A 20,453-nucleotide genomic window follows, 5' to 3' on the forward strand; every position below is an offset into this window, starting at 1 on the left:
CTCTGCCCTTAGTGGGCTGCGAGTTCCGAAATTCGCGCTGTTTCGAGCTTCACCCGATCGCTCTTCTTCATCCGCTCGGATTCCGATTTCAGCTGGCCGCAGGCGGCGAAGATGTCGCGCCCGCGCGGTGTTCGGATGGGCGAGGCATAGCCGGCCTGGTTCACATAATCGGCGAAGCGCTCGATCTGGTCCCAGTCGGAACACTCGTAGAACGTCCCCGGCCAGGGATTGAACGGGATCAGATTGATCTTCGCCGGAATGCCCTTGAGGATACGGACCAATTCCTTCGCGTCCGCCATCGAATCGTTGACGTCCTTCAGCATCACGTATTCGAAGGTGATGCGCCGGGCATTGGACACACCCGGATAGGCGCGGCAGGCGTCGAGCAGGTCCTTCAGCGGATATTTCTTGTTGATCGGCACCAGTTCGTCGCGCAGTTCGTCGCGCACCGCATGCAGCGATATGGCCAGCATCACGCCCATTTCCTCGCCGGTCCGCGGGATCATCGGGACCACGCCGGAGGTCGACAGGGTGACACGCCGCCGCGACAGCGACAGACCCTCGCCGTCGGTGGCGACGGCCAGCGCCTCGCGGACATTGTCAAAATTGTAGAGCGGTTCGCCCATGCCCATCATCACGACATTGGAAACGAGACGGCCGTCGGAGGGCACGATCGCGCCGGCCGGCGTCGCGGCGTCGGGAAAATCGCCAAGCCGTTCGCGGGCCACGAGAATCTGCCCGACGATCTCGTCCGGCGTAAGGTTTCGGACCAGCCGCTGGGTGCCGGTATGGCAGAAAGTGCAGGTCAACGTGCAGCCGACCTGGGAGGAGACGCAGAGCGTGCCGCGACCCTCTTCGGGAATGTAGACCGTCTCGATCTCGACCGGACGGCCGGCGCCTTTCGCCGGAAAGCGGAACAGCCATTTGCGGGTGCCATCGACTGAGACCTGCTCTTCGACGACCTCCGGCCGGGCGATCGAATAGGTGTCGGCGAGCGCGTTGCGCAGATCTCCGGCGACATTCGCCATCTGGCCGAAATCGGCCACCCCGCGCACATAGAGCCAATGCCAGAGCTGGGCGACGCGCATGCGCAGCTGCCTTTCAGGCACGCCGACCGAGCGCAGCGCTTCGGCGAGAGCGTCGCGATCGAGGCCGATAAGCGATGGCTTTTCGCCGCCATCGACCGGCGAAACCTTCGCCAGAGGGCGCGGGCGGTTGGCTGGAGAGGCGAGATCGAGCGAAACGGGCATCATATCCTCGGCCAGTGGCTACCGGCGAAACATCGGTCATGAACAGGAATTGCCCTTCAAATGACCCTTTCCGGCCATTTGCGCAAGGTTTGGCGAGAACGCCGGGCCCAAACGGCGAAACGCCGGGGGCGGCCCGGCGTTCGCGAGAGATTGCTGGTCGGAGCGAGTCAGGCGCCGCCAGAAACCTATTTGCAGTCGTTGATCGACTTCAGCGCGGCAGTGACGCCCGACAGCGAGAATGTGTAGCTCGTCTGGGTTCCGCGTTGCGATACGGCATCCACCGTCATCGCCTTGCCGGCGCGCAGATTGGCGACCAGCTGTGGTTCCTCCGCGGCGTTCTCCATCCACGCCGACTCGCCCTTGACGAACATCGAATAATCCTTGCCGTCGACGTCGATCGTGACCTTGGAGCCTTCCTTGAGGGTGTAGCCCATCACCGCTTGCGGCTCGTAAGAGACGCCCTGGCCCGGCTTCTGCGAAATCAGGAAGAAGATGTCGCCGTGATCGACGTTCGCCGGCTCCATCTTGGTCGGCGTCGACAGGATGTAGCAGACCTTGCCGTCGGTGCCGGCGTAGGAGTAGGTGCCCCAGGCGTTGAATTGGCTCATGCGCGTCGGGGTCTGGGCCGCGCCGGCCGCGCTCGAGAAGATCAGAATGGCCGCCGTGGCCGTCAGGACGTTCTTGAGGTTCATGTTTCCCCGCTCGTTCGGTGCGTGTTCGTATGTTTCCCACGGTCGAGGCCGAGGCCGGCAAGACGCCGGAAGCGATGATACGCTACAGAATAGCGCCGAGGCCGTTTATCGTCGGTTAACGAAGAACGAAAGCCGAGATAAACTATTGAACCGTCTCCACGGTACGGCGCTTCGTCTGGCAGAAACCGGCTTTAGGCGTCCCGCTTCACCAAAGCCCGGCCCCCGCAATGTGAATGATGGAACGAATCGGGCGACAATTTGGCGAGCCATGCCAAGCCGTTGTTACGGAATGGTAAGGGGAAGGGCGGAGTGAGGCCGGAACGATGCTCCCCCCGGTTGCCCGCGCTAGCGGTCCATTTCGCCAAGCGTCTCGCGGGCCCGCTGGTAATGCCGCGGCCGAATGTTCTGGCGAACCGCCCGGAACGCGGCCCAAAGCACCGCGATGTCATCGGTAAAGCCGAGGCCGAGAATGAAATCGGGCACCACATCCATCGGCAGGACGAAATAGGCCAGCGCGGCAAGCAGGATGCCGCGGCTGGCGGCCGGCGTCTGCGGGTCGAGCGCGCAGTAATAAGCCGCGACCACGTCTTCCATGAACGGCACCGATCGCAACGCGCGACGGACGGTCTGGAAAAAAGACGCGCGGACCCGTTCTTCCTGCCGCGCCTGTTCCTCGCTGGAACCGGGTGTCAAAATTTCGCCGACCTTCGGTGTGTCTAGTGCCATCGCGTCCTCCAATGTCAGGAGGTTAGATGGTCCATGACCGCCGCGGCCTCAAGAGGTCCGGTTCATGGCCATACTGGCGGCAGGCCGCGCCGACCTGGTCAGCCGGTGCGCGTGATCTCCCGAACCCGGTCGGGCGAGCCGTTTCGCCGAATGGGTTCTCGTGCGCAGCGAAAACGCCTCCTCCAGCACATAAGGGCCGCCGCCGACCGAATCCCGCGCCGAATAGAGGCCGAATCGCTCGGCCGGGAACGGCGGCGTGCGGAAGTCGCCGCGCGTGGCGAGAAAATGCGCGACTTCCGCCGATTTCGGCTGCCGCAACCGTGCCAGCGTCACATGCGGGACAAATTTGCGTTGGTCGGCGGGAAGGCCGAGGCGTCTGCAGATGCGCTCGATTTCAGCCTGCAGCTCGCAAAGCTCGGGCGATGCCTCGACGCCGGCGTAGATCGAGTGCGGCTTGCGTGTTCCGAAGGCTGCCACCCCGCTCAGCGCGAGAGAGAAGGCCGGCCGGTCGACCCGGTCGAGCGAAGCAACGATCTCGTCCGCAAGCCGTGATTCGACGTCGCCGATGAACCGCAGGGTCAGATGATAGTTCTGCGGATCGATCCAGCGGGCCGACGGCAGGCCCCCGCGGAGAAAGGAGAGCGAGAGGGCGATATCCTGGGGGATTTCGAGGGCGGTGAACAGTCGGGGCATCGGATGTCCTTCCGTGCGTCGTTGCCGTCGCGAAAAGACTTTCACCTCGCGAGCCATGTTTCAAGGACAGGGCAGCCTTGCATGCCGCCCTTCGCCGTTGTTTGCGACGCAATACACAATTATGTTGGCCTTACGGAGGGCGTCGCTGGGAGGCTGAACAAAGGCAATGACCCATGCCCATCGTCACGGATTTCGTTTCCGCCGATAATGCCGACAGAGGAAAGGATGCTCGCCCCGACGTGGCGGCGGGGCCTTTGTCCCCCGTTCACGTGCGCCGGCTCCACGCCCACGAAACCGATCTGTTCCTTCGTCATCTCCAGCGGCTTCCCGGCGAAACCCGGCGCCTGCGCTTCGGCAATTCCGTCAACGACACGTTCCTGGCTCGCTATGCCGAGCTGGCCCTCGGCCCTGACTCGCTGGTGAAGGGCCTGTTCGTCAACGGCGAGTTGCGCGGTGCCGCGGAATTGCGGTTCTTGACCGGGTCGCGCGATGAAGCCGAAGGCGCGTTTTCGATCGAGCCCGAATTCCAGGGACGCGGTCACGGGGATCGCCTTTTCGGCCGCCTGGTCGCCGCCGCCCGCAATCGCGGCGTTCGCCGGATTTTCCTGACCTGCCTGCGAGAGAACCGCCGCATGCAGGCGATCGCCGCCAAACACGGCGCGGATCTCAGTTTCCTCGCCGGCGATGTGACGGCGGAGATCGTGCGGCCTTACGCGGACGCGAAGAGCCTAGCCCGGGAATGGGCGGATGAGAGCGAGGCCTATGTGTTCGCCATGATCGAGGAGCGCGGGCGGCGCCTGCGATACTTCACCGAGCCGCTGCGGCGTCTGGCGGCGAGTTTTGGGCCGACGTCCGCCGCTCACTGAGCGAATCAATCGTTTCGGTGATCAGCGGCAGCATCCTGTTCACGATGGTGGCGACGCCGTCCCTGTTCGGGTGCATGGCATCGTCCTGATTGAGCTCGGGCTGGGCTGCCACGCCGTCGAGAAAGAACGGATAGAACGCGACGGGGTATTTTTCGGCGAGGCCGGAATAGATCGGATTGAAAGCCGATGCGTAGTCGGATCCCATATTGGGCGGTGCGACCATGCCCGCCAGGATGACAGCCTGGCCGCGATCGGTCAGCGTTCGCACGATCTGGTCGAGGTTCTTTTGCGTGATCGCGGGAGAAATTCCGCGCAGCGCGTCGTTGGCGCCGAGTTCGACGATGACGAGGTCGGCGTTTTCCGGCACCGACCAGTCGAGCCGGGCAAGCCCGCCGCTCGACGTATCGCCTGAGGCGCCGGCGTTGGTCACCTCGACGTGGTATCCCCGATCCCGCAGGGCGGCCTGCAACTGCTGGGGAAACGCCTCGCCGGGGCCGACGCCGTAGCCGGCGACGAGGCTGTCGCCGAATGCGACGACGTGAAGCGGCTTGCCATCGGTCGCCCCCCGCGCGGCCTGCTGGGCGCTCGAAGCCGACGGCAACATCAGCCATGACAAGAATGTCAGCACCACGAGGATCGGTTGGAAGCGTTGCATCATACACCCATATAGCGCTGGCCCCGTTGGAGGGCGTCCGAGTTTTTGAATATAGGAGCCGGCGACCTTGGCGGAACCAGCGATCCGGTTACGAAACGTTCATCTCACGCTGGGAAGTGGGCGTAGCGCCGTCCATGTTCTGAAGGATGTCGATCTTGCCGTCGATCGCGGCGAATCCGTCGGCATCGTCGGTCCGTCCGGTTCCGGCAAGTCGACGCTATTGATGGTGGTCGCCGGCCTGGAGCGGGCCGACGAGGGCTTCGTCGAAATCGCCGGTCAGCCGCTCGGCGGTCTCAGCGAGGACGAGCTTGCCGCGTTCCGCGGCCGCAATATCGGCATCGTCTTCCAGTCGTTCCACCTGATTCCCAACATGACGGCGCTGGAAAACGTCGCCGTGCCGCTGGAACTCGCGGGCCATGACGATGCCTTCGAACGCGCCGAGCGGGAACTGTCGAATGTGGGCCTCGCCGACCGCATCACCCATTATCCGGGCGAATTGTCGGGCGGCGAACAGCAGCGCGTCGCGCTGGCGAGGGCTCTGGCTCCGCAACCGGCGATTTTGATCGCCGACGAGCCCACCGGCAATCTCGATCAGGAAACCGGACGGCAGGTGGCCGATCTGTTGTTCGCCGAATGCGAGCGGCGGGCCATGACGCTCGTGCTGGTCACCCACGATCCGGCGCTGGCGCATCGCTGCGGCCGCGAGGTCGCCGTGCGTTCGGGCGTCATTCATGACGACCGCATGGCGATGATCGAGACCGCTGGCGCCAACGCCGATCCCGCGCTCGTCGGTGCCGCAGTATGAGTGCGATCGAGACCACGGCCGGGATTGCCGCCGCCACCCGGCCGAAGCCGACGAACGGGCGTGGCAATCTCAAGCTGGCCTTGCGTTTCGCGCTGCGCGAGATGCGCGGCGGCCTGTCCGGCTTCTACATTTTTCTCGCCTGCATCACGCTCGGCGTGGCCTCCATCGCGGCAGTGAATTCCGTCGCGACGATGATGACCACCGGCATCGCCGAACAGGGACGCTCGATCCTCGGCGGCGACCTCCGCTTCGCCCTTGTCCAGCGCCAGGCGACGGCGGAGGAAGCCGCGTATCTAGCCGACCTCGGGACGGTCGCTGGCCGAGGTGAAGGCGGTGGACGGTGCCTATCCGCTCTACGGGGCTGTCGAAACCCGGCCCGATCTGCCCCTTAGCGATCTTCTGGGCGAACGAAATGGTCGGTTCGGCGCGGTCGCCGCGTCGGAATTGTACGATCGATTGGGCATCGAGCCCGGCCAGACCATCAAGCTCGGCGATGCGGAAATCGAACTGCGCGCTGTGCTCGAGCGCGAGCCCGATGTCTTGTCCGGCCGATTCAACTTCGCGCCGCGGCTGCTGCTGTCGCTCGACGGGCTGGCGGCGACCGGCCTGATCCAGCCGGGAAGCCTGGTCGAATACGACTACAAGATCCGTCTGCCGAATGGCGGCGATGCTGCCGCGATCGCGGCGCGGGCAAAAGAGCGCTTTCCCGAATCCGGCTTCAACATCCGCACCTCGGCGGATGCCGCCCCCTCGCTCCAGCGCAATATCGAGCGTTTCTCGCAGTTCCTCACGTTGGTCGGCCTGACCGCTCTCATCGTCGGGGGGGTTGGCGTGGCCAACGCCGTCAACGCCTATCTCGATTCCAAGCGCGGGGTGATCGCGACCTTCAAGAGCCTGGGTGCCGGCGGCGGCTTCGTCGTCACGGTCTATCTGATCCAGATCATGCTCCTGGCCGGTGTCGGCATAATCCTCGGCCTCGTCCTCGGGGCGATCGCGCCCTTCGCGACCGCTCGCTTCCTTGAAAGCGTCGTTCCGATCGCGGCCGAGGCGTCCGTCTATCCGGGGGCGCTGGCGATTGCGGCCGTCTTCGGCGGGCTGACGGCGCTGGCCTTCGCGCTGCTGCCGCTCGGGCGCACCCGCGATGTCGGCGCGACGGCCCTGTTCCGGGAAGCTGGCGCCACGGGCGGCTACCGGATGCGCTGGGCCTATCTCGGCACGGCGCTCGGCCTTGCTCTCGTCATTTCCGCGCTGGCGCTGGTGATGGCCGGCGACCGGCGAGTGGCGCTGATCTTCCTCGTGGGCACGGCGGCGGCCTTCGTGATTCTACGCGGCGTCGCGATCGCGGTGCAGTGGCTCGCGGCACGGGCGCCGCGTGTCCGCTCGACGCCGCTGCGCCTGGCGATCGGTAACATCCACCGGCCGGGCGCACTGACCTCGTCGGTGGTGCTGTCGCTCGGCCTCGGTCTGACGCTACTGGTGACGCTGGCGACGATCGACTACGATCTGCGCCAGGAGATCGGCACGGGAATGGCTTCGCGGGCGCCGGACTTCTTTTTCGTCGACATTCAGAACGACCAGATCGACGGCTTTCGCCAGACCATCGATTCGCTGGCGCCGGGTTCGTCCCTTAATGCCGCGCCGATGCTGCGGGGGCGAATCACGGTGCTGAACGGCCAGGATGTCGCCACGATGGACATTCCCGCCGAGGGCGGCTGGGTCCTGCGGGGCGACCGGGGCTTGACCTATTCGCCGACAATTCCAGAGAATTCCAGCCTGACCGAGGGCGAGTGGTGGCCGGAAGACTATTCGGGCGAGCCGCTGATTTCCTTCTCGGCGGAGGAGGGCGGGGAACTCGGCCTGAAGCTCGGCGACACGCTGACCGTCAACGTTCTTGGCCGCAACATCACCGCCCGGATCGCGAATTTCCGCGCCGTGGAATGGGAGTCCCTGTCGATCAACTTTGTCATGGTGTTCTCGCCCAACGCTTTTGCCGGCGCGCCGCATTCCTGGCTGGCGACACTGTCGATGCCGCAGGACGGCGAGGCGGCGGAAAAGGCGCTGATCAACGGAGTCACCAATGCCTATCCGGCGGTGACGACGGTGCGGGTGAAGGAAGCGCTCGACGCGGTCAACGGGTTGATCGCGCAACTCGCGCTTGCCATCCGGGTAGCCGCGGCGGTTGCGCTGATCGCTTCCGTGCTTGTTCTGTCCGGCGCGTTGGCCGCCGGCAACCGCAGCCGCGTTCACGATGCCGTCGTCCTGAAGACGCTAGGCGCCACGCGGCTGACCCTGATTCGCGCCTTCACCACCGAGTATGTGTTGCTGGGGCTTGCGACGGGTGTCTTCGCGGTCGGGGCGGGCGCTCTCGCCGCCTGGTTCGTCGTCGTGCGGATCATGCAGCTGCCCTACGTCTTCGACTGGACCGTGGCGCTGACGACGCTGGTCGTCGCGCTGGTGCTGACCGTCGGTATCGGCCTCACCGGCACATGGCGCGTCCTCGGGCAGAAGGCGGCGCCGGTGCTCCGCAATCTGTAACGGGAGCGGCCTGAGGCGCCTCGCGCCGATAAGCGGGGCGATCTCTGCATAAAATTAACCCTGATCGAGCGGCATTTTGTCGTTCCGGGCCAGCGGAGGCTTGTGCGCGAACGCGACGATCCGCATATTATGCGCAGGATCGCTGGGCGTCCCGCCAGCGGCGCCTCTTCGTGCCGACTGAAATCGCGGCGCGCGGACACCGGACGGGACACGCAGAAAGGAATTCTTACATGGCGGAATATCGGAACGCCGGCGCTCGCACCGTGCCAGCAGCCGGTACCAGAGCGGATATCGACCAGGGCCTCCGCTCCTATATGCTGAAGGTCTACAATCTGATGGCCGGGGGTGTGGCTATCACCGGCGTCGCGGCCTATGCCTTGTACATGTTGTCCTTCGTGACGAACGACGCCGGTCAGGTCGTGGGGCTGACGCAGCTCGGAAACACGCTCTTCAACACGCCGCTCAAGTGGATTGTGATGCTTGCCCCGCTCGGCATGGTCTTCTTCCTGTCGTTTCGCGTCCATAAAATGAGCGTCGCAGCCGCCCAGGCGGCGTTCTGGAGCTACGCGGCGATGGTCGGTGTCTCCCTGGCCTCGATCTTCGCCGTCTACACAGGCGAGTCGATCACCCAGGTGTTCTTCATCACCGCTGCCTCCTTCGGTGCTCTGTCGTTGTGGGGCTATACCACCAAGCGGGACATTTCGGGCTGGGGCTCGTTCCTGTTCATGGGCGTGATCGGCATCGTCATCGCGATGGTGGTCAATATCTTCCTGGCCTCGCCAGCGCTGCAGTTCGCCATTTCGGTGATCGGCGTTCTGGTGTTCGCTGGCCTGACCGCCTACGATACGCAGCAGATCAAGGAAATGTACTATGAGGGCGACGGCTCGGCGGTGATGGGCCGCAAGGCGGTCATGGGCGCGCTGCGCCTCTATCTCGACTTCCTCAACATGTTCCTGTTCCTGTTGCAGCTGTTCGGCAACCGCGAATAGTAGTCGAAGGCAGGATCGAATGAATGGAGCGGGGCGGCTTGCGGGCCGCCCTTTTCTTTTGTTCCCGCTTTTGCGACATCCAGATCGCAATCAACCTTGGGCCTGCCCGCCGATGAGCGCTCATACGATCCGACCCGCCCGTATCGAAGACGTCCCCGCGATCAGATCGATCTACGAGGACGCGGTGTTGCACGGTACCGCGACCTTCGAAATCGTACCGCCGGACGAAGCGGAAATGGCGGCGCGCTTCACCGCGATAACCGGTCAGGGCTATCCCTTTATCATCGCCGAGGACGCCCACGGTATCGTCCTTGGATATGCCTATGCGAACGCCTTCCGCGCCCGACCCGCCTATCGGTGGTCGGTGGAGGATTCGGTCTATGTCGCACCACAGGCCAAGGGTAGCGGTACCGGCACCGAACTTCTGACCCGCTTGCTGGAACTGTCGGCCGAGAGTGGTTTCCGGCAGATGATCGCCGTCATCGGCGGGTCTGACCACGCCCCGTCCATTCGGCTGCACGAGCGGGCCGGCTTTCGCATGATCGGCGTCTTCGAACAGTCCGGCTTCAAATTCGGCCGCTGGATCGATACCGTATTCATGCAGATGCACCTCGGCGCCGGCGGTTCGACGCCACCCGACGAAACGCGCTACCCCGGTACGCTATACGATCGATAGCGCATCGTCAGGGCTTCGACCCGCCCCGTTTCGACCGGCGCTCGAGAAAGGTCAGTAAGAGCGCGGCCGGCAGCGCGACAGCGAGCTTGCCGACCGACAATCCCTCGCGCCGTCTTCGGGCCTCGGGGCTTTCCCCGCCTCGCGCCCCTGCCGCATGCCGACGACTGGCGGCGTCGGCGCCGGATGGGCCTCCCGCCACCCTGTCGGCCATGGCGGCGCCGCGCTCGCCCAAGGGCTGCGGCTGCCCGGTCGTGGTGTCCCGGGCGGTCTGGTGTTCCATCTCCGAATTCACCTCGCCGCCGACGAAGAGAATGATCATCGTCAGCCAGATCCAGGTCATGAAACCGATCATCGCGCCGAGTGAACCGTATGTGGCGTCGTACGAGCCGAAATTGGCGGTGTACCAGGAAAACAGCAAGGACACGATCGCGGTGACCACGAGGGTCAGGATGGCACCTGGCGTGATCCACCGCCATTTCGCGTTTGCCCGGTCGGGGCCCCAGCGATAGAGGGCGGCGATACCGAGCGAGAGCACCACGATCATCAGGAGGAGGCTGAGACCGGAGATCAGCCATTCCAGCCCTTTGCCCAGGCCGAGATAGCCGAGCAGGATTGGCAGAACGACGGCGAGGCCGATCATCAGCAGCGCCGCGACGATCAGGCAGAGGGTAAAGCCGAGCGAGACGATGTTGAGCTTGATGAAGGAACGGCTTTCCCTTTCGTCATAGGCGACGTTCATTGCCTCGAACAGCGACTTGACTCCGGCATTGGCGCTCCACAGCGAGATCGCCAAGGAGATGACCAGCGACAGCCCGAGCGTGGTGTCGCCCTTCGATGCAAGTCGTTTCAGTTGCGACTCCAGAACATCCATTCCGCCGCCGGGGATGAAGGCGCGCAGCTGCGCAAGATGATCGCTCACCGTCGAGGGATCGGCAAAAAGTCCGTAGAGCGAAACGAAGGCGGCAAGGCCCGGGACCATGGCGAGCAGCAGATAGTAGGTCACGCCGGCGGCGACGAGGGTCACACGGTCGTCGCTCATCTCCTCGTAGACCCGCCACAGGATACTCTTCCAGCCGGCGACAGGAATCTCGCGGGGCCGTTCGGCGTGTCGTCCCTGACCTTTGCCTTGCTGCTCGGCGCTCTCTGTCTCGATTTTCGTCATTCGCCCTCACCCGTCCCTGGTCTGCAGCAACGCGAAGGCCGATACGGCGATCCCTTCCCGGAGCCGCGGGCGGGACAAATCTGTGTAGCCGGCGATGGACTCGACCGCCCGCGCGTTTCCAGCGGCGGATAGCGTCCAGCCCGCGGCGGCGGCATCAACCGTTCTCCGCCAGCTTCAGTCCCTTGTCGAAGACACGCAGGACGGCGCCCAGGTCATGGCCTCGCTTCATCACGAGACCGCCGGCGGCCACGACCTGATAGGCCCCCTGCTTGCGCGCGAGCTTCGGATTCTTCTCCACCCGATAGAGCGGCATTTCGCTCGCCCGGCGAAAGACCGAGAACACCGCCCGGTCCTTCAATGTGTCAATGGCGTAGTCCCGCCATTCGCCGGCGGCGACCATGCGCCCATAGATCTTCAGAATTTCGGATAGTTCGCGCCGGTCGAACGAGACGATGGAAAAACAACTGGAATTTTGACGGGGAAAGGCGAGGAGATTGCCCGCAGCGTCTCCATTCGATCCAAAATCCGTCAAGGCCGCCCCTCGTCCGATGCTTCGCCGCGGACAAAGCCGCAACATGTCGGCATGGTGGCATGAAAACGGGCCGCGGGCAAAATCGTTTCAAAGGCTGACAACGCCCAATGTCCATTTGACGATAAACGCAGGCCGGATGGTTGACCGGCCGCGACCTGGCCGCGTCAGGGATCGGCGAATTCCATCTGGGCCGCGGCGAGGATCGGTCCCGGTATTCCATCTGCCGTCACGGCTTGAAGGATCACCGCGCAGCCCCCCCCGCTCGGTTCGCCACGCTTCAGCAGCGACGCGAAGGGCAGGTCGATATCCATCGGTTCCCCCGAAGCCATGCCGAGAATGCGCCAGTCGCGGACCGGGCGGGTATTGACGATGGTGCGGCCGCTGTTTTCGCCGCGCTCGATCGTCGTGATGGTTTCGTCGTCGAAGGTGACCAGCATGAGTACCGGCGCCGGTGCGTCCGGATCCAGTTCGCCGGCGTCGGCGGTGATGTGCAGCCGGTCGCCCTCGACACTCAGCGCAACCTTCGGCGTGCTTCCCCCTTGCGGGAGCGCGGTCGTCCGCATCAGCTTGCGGATCTTGGCCTCGTGCGAACCGACGACACCCTTACGGCCGTTCACGACCATTTGCGGGGTGTAGATCGTGGTGGTAGCGAAGGCCTGCGCGTAGGCTCGCTGCCGCTCGGTGTTTTCAGGAGAACCGAAAACATCGCGCCAGCCGATGTAGTCCCAATAGTCGACGTGATAGCCCAGCGCGAGAACACCCGGTTCCTTGGCCAGCTTGGTCAGGAGGCGATCCGCCGGTGGGCAGGACGAACAGCCCTGGCTGGTGAACAATTCAAGGACCTGGGTAATCGGCTCGGCTTTGGACTCCTCGGCTCCGGCCCCGCTCAGAGGCAGAAAGGACACCAATAGGGCGAAGATCGCGAAAAGCCGCGCGAGAGGGCGAGGGACGGTCACGAGACCGCTCCGGACAAGCCTGTCGGCCCGTCCGCCGGCCACGGATCGCCCGCTCTCTGCAGCGCTTTTGCATGGGGTTGCGTCATCGATCGCACCCTAGCGAGCGGAAGCGTTGTCTGCCAGTCAATTGCGAATGACAAGTCATTGATCGGTCGGCCAAATGCGCGACGCCGCCGGCGGGATGCGCGGCGGCGTCGGTGATCGTGATCAGCCGGCGGGGCTGGTGTCTGGGATCAGGCCGCCAGCCGGCGCAGAACGTACTGCAGGATGCCGCCGTTCTTGTAGTATTCCAGCTCATCGAGCGTATCGATGCGAACCTGCAGCTTGATCGTCCGGGTCGAACCGTCGGCCGCCTCGATCGTCGCGTCCATGATCTCACGCGGCTTGACGTCGGCGAGCCCTTCGATGGTGACCTTCTCGTCGCCCTTCAGGCCGAGCGATTCCCAGGACGTTCCTGTCTCAGCGAAGACGAAGGGAACAACGCCCATTCCGACGAGGTTGGAACGGTGGATGCGCTCGAAGCTTTCCGCGATCACCGCCTTCACGCCGAGAAGCACGGTTCCCTTGGCCGCCCAGTCGCGGGACGAACCGGTGCCGTATTCCTTGCCGGCGAAGACGACGAGCGGCACGCCCTCGTCCTTGTATTTCATCGCCGCGTCGTAGATCGGCATCTCGACACCCGACGGGTGATGGATGGTCACGCCGCCCTCGACGCCCGGCACCATCTGGTTCTTGATACGGATGTTGGCGAATGTGCCCCGCATCATCACCTGGTGGTTGCCGCGCCGTGCGCCATAGGAGTTGAAGTCGACCGGGCGCACCTGATGGCTGACCAGATAGTCGCCGGCGGGACCGTCCTTCTTGATCGAGCCGGCCGGGGAAATGTGGTCGGTGGTGATCGAATCCTTGAACAGGCCGAGGATCCGGGCGCCCCTGACGTCTTCCACCGCCTCCGGCTCCTGGGTCATTCCCTCGAAATAAGGCGGGTTCTGGACATAGGTGGAACGGTCGTCCCAATCGTAGGTCAGGCCGCCGGACACGGCGATCTTCTGCCAGTGTTCATCGCCCTTGAAGACGTCCGCATAGCGGTTTTCGAACATCTCGCGCGTCACCGTCTCGCGGACGATCTCGGCGATCTCCTGGGTGGTTGGCCAGATATCCTTGAGGAAGACGTCGTTGCCGTCCTTGTCCTGGCCGAGCGCGTCCTTGGTGATGTCGACGAACATCGAGCCGGCGATGGCATAGGCGACCACCAGCGGCGGCGAGGCGAGATAGTTCGCCCGGACATCGGGATTGACCCGGCCCTCGAAGTTGCGGTTGCCGGACAGCACCGAGCAGGCGACGAGGTCGTTCTCGTTGATCGCCTCGGAGATCGGCTCCGGCAGCGGCCCGGAATTGCCGATGCAGGTCGTGCAGCCATAGCCGACGAGGTTGAAGCCCATCGCATCGAGATCCGACTGCAGGCCGGCCTTCTCCAGATATTCGGTGACGACCTGCGACCCCGGCGCCAGCGACGTCTTGACCCAGGGCTTCACCGTCAGGCCCTTTGCGTGGGCCTTGCGGGCGAGAAGCCCGGCCGCGACCAGCACATTGGGATTCGACGTGTTGGTGCAGGAGGTGATCGCGGCGATCACCACGTCGCCGTGCGACAGCCCGTGTTCGACGCCTTCCACGGCGTGGAGAGTCTGGCCGTGACGGGTATCCTGCGGCACGTCGTTCACACCGGTCGCGCCTTCGTCCATGTAGCGTGAATCGCCCTCGGAGCTCGGTGTGTCGTTTTTCTTGCGTCCTCCACTGATCTCGGCCAGCGCGTCATGGAACTTCGCGGCCGCCTCGGTCAGGGCGACCCGGTCCTGCGGGCGCTTTGGTCCGGCGAGCGAGGGAACGACCGTCGACAGATCGAGTTCGAGCGTGTCTGTGAACACCGGGTCGGCGATGCCGTCCTCGCGGTACATGCCTTGGGCCTTGGCGTAGGCCTCGACGAGGGCGATGCGGTCCTTGTCGCGGCCGGTCGCCTCCAGATAGGCGATGGTGTCCTTGTCGATCGGGAAGAAGCCGCAGGTCGCGCCGTATTCGGGCGCCATGTTGCCGATCGTCGCCTGATCCTCGAGGGTCAGGTTGGAAAGGCCGGGGCCGAAGAACTCGACGAATTTGCCGACGACACCATGCGCGCGCAGCATCTGGGTAACCGTCAGGACGAGATCGGTGGCGGTGGTGCCTTCCGGCAGCTTGCCCTCGACGCGGAAGCCGATGACCTCGGGAATCAGCATGGAGATCGGCTGGCCGAGCATTGCCGCCTCGGCCTCAATACCGCCGACGCCCCAGCCGAGCACCGACAGGCCGTTGACCATGGTGGTGTGGGAATCGGTCCCGACCAGCGTATCCGGATAGGCGATGGTCTCGCCGTTCTCCTGTTTAGTCCAGACCGTCTGGGAGAGGTATTCGAGATTGACCTGATGGCAGATGCCGGTGCCTGGTGGCACGACGCGGAAGTTCTCGAAGGCTTCCGAGCCCCAGCGCAGGAAGGTATAGCGTTCGCCATTGCGGCCATATTCGGCGTCGACGTTCTTTTCGAAGGAATCCTTCCGTCCGAAGAAATCGACCATCACCGAGTGATCGATGACCAGGTCGACGGGAACCATCGGGTTCACCTTTTTCGGGTCGGCGCCGAGATTCCTGGTGGCGTCGCGCATGGCGGCGAGATCGACCACGGCGGGAACGCCGGTGAAGTCCTGCATCAGAACGCGCGCCGGACGGTAGGCGATTTCGTGACCGGCCTTGCCCTTGTCCTCGGTCCAGTTGGCGACGGCGCGGATGTCGTCCGCCGTCACGGTGCGGCCGTCCTCGTTGCGCAGGAGGTTTTCGAGCAGCACCTTCATGGAGAAGGGCAGGCGCGACGCGCCGGTCAGGCCGTTCTTCTCGGCCTCCTTCAGATCATAATAAACGTAGTCCTTGCCGGCGACGGAAAGCGTCTTGCGGCATTTGAAACTGTCGGATGCATGAGACATATGGCTTCGTTCCTTCTCGAACCAGGATGGAAGTCCGAAGGGCGAACGGCCTTGAGCGCCGCGGAAAAGCGCTCGAAGATGCGGGTACGACCATTTCCGCTTGTCCGCCCCGGCGCTCGCCGGTACCGGCGGGGCCATGAGATCGGCGCTGAAGAGTTTCCACGCCGGTCGCTGGTGTGGTTGCAGTCCTCATATCGAAGTTTGCAACGCCTATAAAGGGCATCTAAGTCCGAAGGCGGAATTTCCGGCGCGGCGAGAAAAAGGCGGTCATGGTGGGGATGGGCAGACAGGGCGAAGCGCCGGGTAGTAGCGCCCCGACGCATCGCGGAACGCCATTCGGCTTCGGTCGACACCGTGCGACGGCGAATCGCGCCGGCTTGCCATGCTGACGATCGATGCCGCCGGGCTGGCGGTCGGGCGCGGCCGTGAAACCGTTGCGGGGCCGCTGGATTTCGCCGTTCATGCGGGCGAGGCGCTGGTCGTGACCGGTCCGAACGGTGCCGGCAAGTCGACGCTCCTGCGTACGCTGGCCGGGCTGCTGCGGCCGCTGTCGGGCCGCGTCACCGTGGCCGGCGCTACAGCGCCCGACGGCGAACCGGCCCAGACCGTCGCCGAGATCGCTCATTATGTCGGCCACCGCAACGCCATGAAGCCGGGCGTCAGTGTTGGCGACAATCTCAGCTTCTGGCGGGATTATCTCGGCGGCGGCGGGCGTTCGATCGAGGCGGCGCTTGCGGCGATCGGCCTTCCCGATCTGGCGCATCTGCCGTTTTCCTATCTGTCGGCCGGCCAGCAGCGGCGCGCAAGTCTCGCCCGACTTCTCGTGGTCGAGCGGCCGGTGTGGATTCTCGACGAGCCGACATCGGCGCTCGACGCCGCGTCGCAGCAGCGATTCGGAGCGTTGATGGAAGCGCATCTGGCCGATGGCGGCATCGTTATCGCCGCGACCCACCAGCCGTTGGGGATGGCGGCGGTACGCGAATTGCGGCTGGAGCCGCGCCGCCTGCCGGCCGCTGACGAGCGATCCGGCGGCGTCGACGAGGCGGCGATCGCGGCTGCGGAGGGCTGGTTGTGATCGCGCTGTTCCGCCGCGACTTGGCGCTCGCCTTTTCCGGCGGCGGCGGGGCGATGACCGGCGTGATCTTCTTTCTCGCCGTGGTCGCGACGATCCCGTTCGGCATTGGTCCCGACCTCAACCTTCTGTCGCGCATCGGGCCGGCGATCCTTTGGATCGGCGCGCTGCTGTCGGCGCTGCTGACCCTCGACCGGCTGTTCCAGGCCGACCGCGACGACGGAACGCTCGATCTTCTGATCGCCGGGCCGACGCCGATGCCGCTGGTCGTCCTCGCCAAATGCCTGGCGCTCTGGGTCGCCTCCAGCCTGCCACTGGTCCTCGCCGCGCCGGTTCTCGGCCTCTTCCTGGCCCTCGAGCCGGTGGCGATCGGGGCGGTCATGGCGACGCTTCTCGCCGGCACGCCCGCGATCACCTTCATCGGCGCCGTCGGGGCCGCCGTCGCCGTCGCGCTGCCGCGCGGCGGGCTTCTGGTCTCGGTCCTCGTCCTGCCGCTGGCGATCCCGGTGCTGATCTTCGGCGTCTCGGCGACCTACGGCGCGGTCAACGATCCCGATCCGTTTCTGCCGCCCTTCCTCATTCTCGTCGCCTTGACCTTGTTCTTCGGAGCGCTGGGCCCGATCGCGGCCGGTGCCGCGCTGAAAACCAGCGCGGATTGACAGCGGGCGGGCAAGCCATGGCGGGACGCCAAATCATGCGATTGTCTATTTGCCGCTCGCCCTGGGAACTTCTAGAGTAGGCTTATGACCGACCTGTCCGCCGCCAAGCCGTCGCGCTTGACCATTCTCGCCAACCCGACCCGCTTCCTGGCGCTGTCGGGCAAGATCCAGCCTTGGCTCTACGCGCTGGCCCTGCTGGCGCTCGCCGTGGGATTGTTCCTCGGCTTCACCGCGCCGCCGGATTACCAGCAGGGCGCGACCGTGCAGATCATGTTCATCCATGTGCCCTTCGCCTGGATCGCGATGATGGCCTGGACGGTGATGAGCGTGTCGGCCCTCGGCACCCTGGTCTGGCGCCATCCGCTGGCCGACGTGGCGGTGAAGGCCGCCGCGCCGATCGGCGCCGTGTTCACGGCGCTGTCGCTGATTACCGGTTCGATCTGGGGCCGGCCGATGTGGGGCACCTGGTGGGTCTGGGATGCCCGGCTCACCTCGGTCTTTATCCTGTTTCTGATGTATCTGGGGCTGATCGCGCTGACCCGGGCGCTGGACGATCCGGGCAAGAGCGCCAAGGCAGCGGCGATTCTCGTTCTGGTCGGCTTCGTCAACATTCCCATCATCAAGTTCTCGGTCGACTGGTGGAACACGCTGCATCAGCCGGCGAGCGTGCTGCGCCCCGACGGCCCGGCGATGCCGGCGGTGTTTTTGACGCCGCTGCTGATCTCGGCGATCGGCTTTACGCTGCTGTTCTTCGCCCTGCATCTGACGGCGATGCGCACCGAGGTGCTGCGCCGCCGCGTCGCGGCGCTGTCGCGGCTTGCAGCCCGCAACGCCGAGGCCTGAGGACACGTCATGAATTATTTCGGCTTTATCGCATCGGCCTATGGGGTCTCGGCGCTGGCTCTGGTCGGGCTGGCATTGTGGGTTTTCCTTGATGCCAGGGCGCAGCGGCGCGCCCTGAAGGCGCTCGAGGCAAGGGGCGTTCGCCGGCGGTCCGCCGGTCGCGGAGCGGCTCCGGAGACGACAGGGACGGCACAATGACCGAGGAGCCGACCGAGACGACGATCCCGACCGCGCCGGCCGCGGCGCAAGAAACACCGCCGCCATCCCCGCCCGCCAAGCCGCGGCGCAACTGGCTGGTTCTCCTGCCGCTGCTGCTGTTCGGCGGGCTTGCCTCCATCTTCCTCTATCAGCTGCTTTCGGGAAAGAACGCCCAGATCATCCCGTCGGTGCTGATCGGCAAGACCGCCCCGCAGACCACGCTGCCGCCGCTGGAAGGGCTGGTGGGAGAAGACGGGCAACCGATGCCGGGTATCGATCTGACAGGCTTTGGCGATAGCCGGCCGGTCATCATCAACGTCTTCGCCTCCTGGTGCGCGCCCTGCCGCGTCGAGCATCCGTTGCTGATGGACCTCGCCGAGGACGACCGCTTCCGGATGGTCGGGATCAACTACAAGGACAAGCCGGAAAACGCGCTCGAATTCCTGAAATCGCTCGGCAATCCCTATGACGCGGTCGGCGTCGATCCCAAGGGCACGGCGACGATCGACTGGGGCGTCTATGGTATCCCGGAAACCTTCCTCGTCACCGCGGACGGCGAGATCGTCTACAAGCAGACGGGACCGTTCTCGCCCGAGAGCATTGAGACCGGTCTGATGCCGGCGATCGAAGCGGTATTGGCGCGAAAGCCGGCCGAGAAGGCGCCGACGAGCTGATCTTTCGTGCGTTGCCGGTTCGAACGACCGCCGAGATCATCTGTGACCAAATGACCGAGCCCTCCTTCTCCCTCCGTACGCCCGAAGACGACGCCCTGCCGCGCAAGATTTGCGACACATGTGGTTTCGTCGCCTACGAAAACCGCAAGATCGTCGTCGGATCGGTGGTCCGCCACGACGGCAGGATCCTGCTTTGCAAGCGGGCGATCGAGCCGCGCAAGGGGTTCTGGACGATCCCGGCCGGCTATCTGGAATTGAACGAGACGCCCGAGGACGGCGCCCGCCGCGAGGCGCGGGAGGAGGCCGAGGCGGCGCTCGTGATCGAGCGGCTGCTCGCCGTCTACGCCGTGCCGCGGATCAGCCAGGTGCAGCTCATCTACCGGGCGCGGCTCGCCGAGGCGACCATCGCGGCGGGACCGGAAAGCCAGGCCGTGGATCTGTTCGCCTTCGATGTCATTCCGTGGGACGAACTGGCCTTTCCCTCGGTCCACTGGGCGCTCAACCACGACCGCGAGGCGGAAGCGGGGGCGCCGCCGGTGCCGTTCGGCAATCCCGATGGCGCCACCGGCAACATCATGCCCGATGGGCGTACCTTGAAGGCCGGCGAGTTCTGACGGCTATTCCTGCACGTCGCGCGCCGTGCGGCGAATTTCCGCCGTCAGCTCCGCCGGAAGTTCCAGCCGTGCCGCGAGATGATCGAGATAGGCTTGCTCGGCCGGGTGGTCCGGATCGATGGCGAGGACCGAGGCGGTGTAGATTTCCATGGCGATTTCCGGGCTTGTCGCGCGCGATGCGAGTTCGCCTACGGACAGCGGCCGACGCATCTCGTCGATGACGAAGCCTTTTTCCTCGGCGTCCAGCCCGAGTTCGTCGATGCGCCCGAAGATCGCCTGCTGTTCATCGGCGTCGATATAGCCGTCGGCCTTGGCCGCGGCGATCATCGCCGACAGCATCAGGCCCGCCCGCCGGTCCTCCTCGCCCTTCGGCAGGAAAGCGGTGCCCTCGGGGGCGGGTATTTCGCCAGCCGGGATGGGCTGCGCCCCGGAAACCGGCGTCGGCGCGGCGTTCGGCAGCGCGCCGGCGGAAGCGTTGTTCGCCTGGTAATTCTGATAGGCCTTGTAGGCGAGGCCGGCCACGAGCGCCGCGCCACCGAGTTTCAAGGCCGAACTGCCGAGCTTGCGGACGCCCTTGCCCCGAAACAGGCTCGACGCAAGGCCGCCGACGAGCGCGCCGGTCAGCGCCGACCCGCCCTTGCCGGACAACATGCCGCCGATCTGATCGACGACGGAACCCCCGGTGTTCGAGCCGCCGAGACCGGCGCCGGCGCGCCGGTCTTGTCCGTAACCCTGCCGGCGGCTTTCACCTTGGCCGAGAAATTCACCGAGAAGCTTCTGCACATCCATGACATCGGATCCTTGTTGCTGCTGGCTCCGATATCGGGATGGTGATCCGGCATCGCAAT

19 protein-coding genes and 2 pseudogenes are annotated in these 20,453 nt (G+C 65.0%); 11 read left to right on the plus strand and 10 right to left on the minus strand.

Annotation, left to right across the window (positions count from 1 at the left end):
• Positions 1–8: 8 nt before the first annotated feature.
• The 4 genes from rlmN to thpR form a co-directional block, all read right to left on the minus strand.
• The gene (gene rlmN / locus MJ956_RS15875; RefSeq protein WP_253965417.1) at positions 9–1,250 is read right to left on the minus strand and encodes a dual-specificity RNA methyltransferase RlmN; all 1,242 of its coding nucleotides are present in this window, start codon (positions 1,248–1,250) and stop codon (positions 9–11) included.
• A gap of 185 nt (positions 1,251–1,435) precedes the next feature.
• Complete coding sequence (locus MJ956_RS15880) at positions 1,436–1,942, minus strand: invasion associated locus B family protein (RefSeq protein WP_253965418.1); 507 nt, start codon at positions 1,940–1,942, stop codon at positions 1,436–1,438.
• Positions 1,943–2,287: 345 nt separating this feature from the next.
• Positions 2,288–2,668, minus strand: a complete 381-nt coding sequence (locus MJ956_RS15885) for a YkvA family protein (RefSeq protein ID WP_253965419.1) — start codon at positions 2,666–2,668, stop codon at positions 2,288–2,290.
• A gap of 48 nt (positions 2,669–2,716) precedes the next feature.
• The gene (gene thpR, locus MJ956_RS15890) at positions 2,717–3,361 is read right to left on the minus strand and encodes an RNA 2',3'-cyclic phosphodiesterase (RefSeq protein ID WP_253965420.1); all 645 of its coding nucleotides are present in this window, start codon (positions 3,359–3,361) and stop codon (positions 2,717–2,719) included.
• A gap of 173 nt (positions 3,362–3,534) precedes the next feature.
• Between thpR and MJ956_RS15895 the strand changes: the two genes are divergently transcribed.
• Complete coding sequence (locus tag MJ956_RS15895) at positions 3,535–4,227, plus strand: GNAT family N-acetyltransferase (protein ID WP_253965421.1); 693 nt, start codon at positions 3,535–3,537, stop codon at positions 4,225–4,227.
• Here the strand turns inward: MJ956_RS15895 and MJ956_RS15900 are convergent.
• A complete protein-coding gene (locus MJ956_RS15900; protein ID WP_253965422.1) occupies positions 4,169–4,882 on the minus strand; it encodes an arylesterase in 714 nt (237 codons plus the stop codon). The genes MJ956_RS15895 and MJ956_RS15900 overlap by 59 nt on opposite strands.
• A gap of 67 nt (positions 4,883–4,949) precedes the next feature.
• Here MJ956_RS15900 and MJ956_RS15905 point away from each other — a divergent pair, with 67 nt between their 5' ends.
• The 4 genes and pseudogenes from MJ956_RS15905 to MJ956_RS15920 all read left to right on the plus strand — a co-directional run bounded on the left by MJ956_RS15905 (position 4,950) and on the right by MJ956_RS15920 (position 9,887).
• Positions 4,950–5,687 (plus strand): ABC transporter ATP-binding protein, encoded by a 738-nt coding sequence (locus MJ956_RS15905; RefSeq protein ID WP_253965423.1) that lies wholly within the window; start codon positions 4,950–4,952, stop codon positions 5,685–5,687.
• Positions 5,688–5,788: 101 nt separating this feature from the next.
• A pseudogene (locus MJ956_RS15910) lies at positions 5,789–8,222 on the plus strand (ABC transporter permease).
• A 230-nt stretch (positions 8,223–8,452) separates the two neighbouring features.
• Positions 8,453–9,211 (plus strand): Bax inhibitor-1/YccA family protein, encoded by a 759-nt coding sequence (locus tag MJ956_RS15915; RefSeq protein ID WP_253965424.1) that lies wholly within the window; start codon positions 8,453–8,455, stop codon positions 9,209–9,211.
• A 112-nt stretch (positions 9,212–9,323) separates the two neighbouring features.
• Positions 9,324–9,887, plus strand: coding sequence for a GNAT family N-acetyltransferase (locus MJ956_RS15920; protein ID WP_253965425.1), 564 nt, complete (start codon positions 9,324–9,326; stop codon positions 9,885–9,887).
• Positions 9,888–9,894: 7 nt separating this feature from the next.
• Here MJ956_RS15920 and MJ956_RS15925 read toward each other — a convergent pair whose 3' ends face one another.
• From MJ956_RS15925 to acnA, 4 genes are all read right to left on the minus strand, one after another.
• Positions 9,895–11,049 carry a YihY/virulence factor BrkB family protein gene (locus MJ956_RS15925; RefSeq protein WP_253965426.1) on the minus strand — a complete coding sequence of 385 codons (1,155 nt, stop codon included), beginning with the start codon at positions 11,047–11,049 and terminating at the stop codon, positions 9,895–9,897.
• A 154-nt stretch (positions 11,050–11,203) separates the two neighbouring features.
• Entirely contained in the window at positions 11,204–11,626 is a 423-nt protein-coding gene (locus MJ956_RS15930) for a DUF2794 domain-containing protein (RefSeq protein ID WP_423724897.1), read from the minus strand.
• Positions 11,627–11,745: 119 nt separating this feature from the next.
• The gene (locus tag MJ956_RS15935) at positions 11,746–12,537 is read right to left on the minus strand and encodes a DUF1223 domain-containing protein (RefSeq protein WP_253965428.1); all 792 of its coding nucleotides are present in this window, start codon (positions 12,535–12,537) and stop codon (positions 11,746–11,748) included.
• A gap of 233 nt (positions 12,538–12,770) precedes the next feature.
• Positions 12,771–15,545: an aconitate hydratase AcnA gene (gene acnA, locus MJ956_RS15940; protein WP_253965429.1), complete on the minus strand. Its 2,775-nt coding sequence runs from the start codon at positions 15,543–15,545 to the stop codon at positions 12,771–12,773.
• Between the two features lie 433 nt (positions 15,546–15,978).
• Between acnA and ccmA the strand changes: the two are divergent.
• The 6 genes and pseudogenes from ccmA to MJ956_RS15970 all read left to right on the plus strand — a co-directional run.
• Positions 15,979–16,620 (plus strand): annotated as a pseudogene (gene ccmA / locus MJ956_RS15945) (heme ABC exporter ATP-binding protein CcmA); the annotation flags it as partial.
• Positions 16,617–17,276, plus strand: coding sequence for a heme exporter protein CcmB (gene ccmB, locus MJ956_RS15950; protein WP_253965431.1), 660 nt, complete (start codon positions 16,617–16,619; stop codon positions 17,274–17,276). The pseudogene ccmA and the gene ccmB, both read left to right, overlap by 4 nt.
• Before the next feature lie 84 nt (positions 17,277–17,360).
• A complete protein-coding gene (locus tag MJ956_RS15955) occupies positions 17,361–18,119 on the plus strand; it encodes a heme ABC transporter permease (protein WP_253965432.1) in 759 nt (252 codons plus the stop codon).
• 9 nt (positions 18,120–18,128) lie between these two features.
• Positions 18,129–18,317, plus strand: a complete 189-nt coding sequence (gene ccmD, locus MJ956_RS15960) for a heme exporter protein CcmD (RefSeq protein ID WP_253965433.1) — start codon at positions 18,129–18,131, stop codon at positions 18,315–18,317.
• On the plus strand, positions 18,314–18,991 hold the full coding sequence (locus MJ956_RS15965; protein WP_253965434.1) for a DsbE family thiol:disulfide interchange protein: 678 nt from the start codon (positions 18,314–18,316) through the stop codon (positions 18,989–18,991). The genes ccmD and MJ956_RS15965 overlap by 4 nt, the downstream gene beginning before the upstream one ends.
• A 50-nt stretch (positions 18,992–19,041) precedes the next feature.
• Positions 19,042–19,605, plus strand: a complete 564-nt coding sequence (locus tag MJ956_RS15970) for an NUDIX hydrolase (RefSeq protein WP_253965435.1) — start codon at positions 19,042–19,044, stop codon at positions 19,603–19,605.
• Positions 19,606–19,608: 3 nt separating this feature from the next.
• Here the strand turns inward: MJ956_RS15970 and MJ956_RS15975 are convergent, their stop codons facing one another.
• Positions 19,609–20,394, minus strand: coding sequence for a tellurite resistance TerB family protein (locus MJ956_RS15975; RefSeq protein WP_253965436.1), 786 nt, complete (start codon positions 20,392–20,394; stop codon positions 19,609–19,611).
• Positions 20,395–20,453 lie beyond the last annotated feature (59 nt).

The sequence above is a fragment of the Aurantimonas marianensis genome (genome assembly GCF_024195285.1).
Classification (GTDB): domain Bacteria; phylum Pseudomonadota; class Alphaproteobacteria; order Rhizobiales; family Rhizobiaceae; genus Aurantimonas; species Aurantimonas marianensis.

Coding starts and splice junctions, on each gene's coding strand:
- thpR (WP_253965420.1), bottom strand. CDS start 3,361: ATGCCCCGACTGTTCACCGCCCTCGAAATCCCCCAGGATATCGCCCTC.
- acnA (WP_253965429.1), bottom strand. CDS start 15,545: ATGTCTCATGCATCCGACAGTTTCAAATGCCGCAAGACGCTTTCCGTC.
- MJ956_RS15970 (WP_253965435.1), top strand. CDS start 19,042: ATGACCGAGCCCTCCTTCTCCCTCCGTACGCCCGAAGACGACGCCCTG.
- MJ956_RS15975 (WP_253965436.1), bottom strand. CDS start 20,394: ATGGATGTGCAGAAGCTTCTCGGTGAATTTCTCGGCCAAGGTGAAAGC.
- MJ956_RS15915 (WP_253965424.1), top strand. CDS start 8,453: ATGGCGGAATATCGGAACGCCGGCGCTCGCACCGTGCCAGCAGCCGGT.
- MJ956_RS15920 (WP_253965425.1), top strand. CDS start 9,324: ATGAGCGCTCATACGATCCGACCCGCCCGTATCGAAGACGTCCCCGCG.
- MJ956_RS15925 (WP_253965426.1), bottom strand. CDS start 11,049: ATGACGAAAATCGAGACAGAGAGCGCCGAGCAGCAAGGCAAAGGTCAG.
- MJ956_RS15900 (WP_253965422.1), bottom strand. CDS start 4,882: ATGCAACGCTTCCAACCGATCCTCGTGGTGCTGACATTCTTGTCATGG.
- MJ956_RS15885 (WP_253965419.1), bottom strand. CDS start 2,668: ATGGCACTAGACACACCGAAGGTCGGCGAAATTTTGACACCCGGTTCC.
- ccmD (WP_253965433.1), top strand. CDS start 18,129: ATGAATTATTTCGGCTTTATCGCATCGGCCTATGGGGTCTCGGCGCTG.
- MJ956_RS15955 (WP_253965432.1), top strand. CDS start 17,361: ATGACCGACCTGTCCGCCGCCAAGCCGTCGCGCTTGACCATTCTCGCC.
- MJ956_RS15930 (WP_423724897.1), bottom strand. CDS start 11,626: ATGTTGCGGCTTTGTCCGCGGCGAAGCATCGGACGAGGGGCGGCCTTG.
- MJ956_RS15965 (WP_253965434.1), top strand. CDS start 18,314: ATGACCGAGGAGCCGACCGAGACGACGATCCCGACCGCGCCGGCCGCG.
- rlmN (WP_253965417.1), bottom strand. CDS start 1,250: ATGCCCGTTTCGCTCGATCTCGCCTCTCCAGCCAACCGCCCGCGCCCT.
- MJ956_RS15880 (WP_253965418.1), bottom strand. CDS start 1,942: ATGAACCTCAAGAACGTCCTGACGGCCACGGCGGCCATTCTGATCTTC.
- MJ956_RS15895 (WP_253965421.1), top strand. CDS start 3,535: ATGCCCATCGTCACGGATTTCGTTTCCGCCGATAATGCCGACAGAGGA.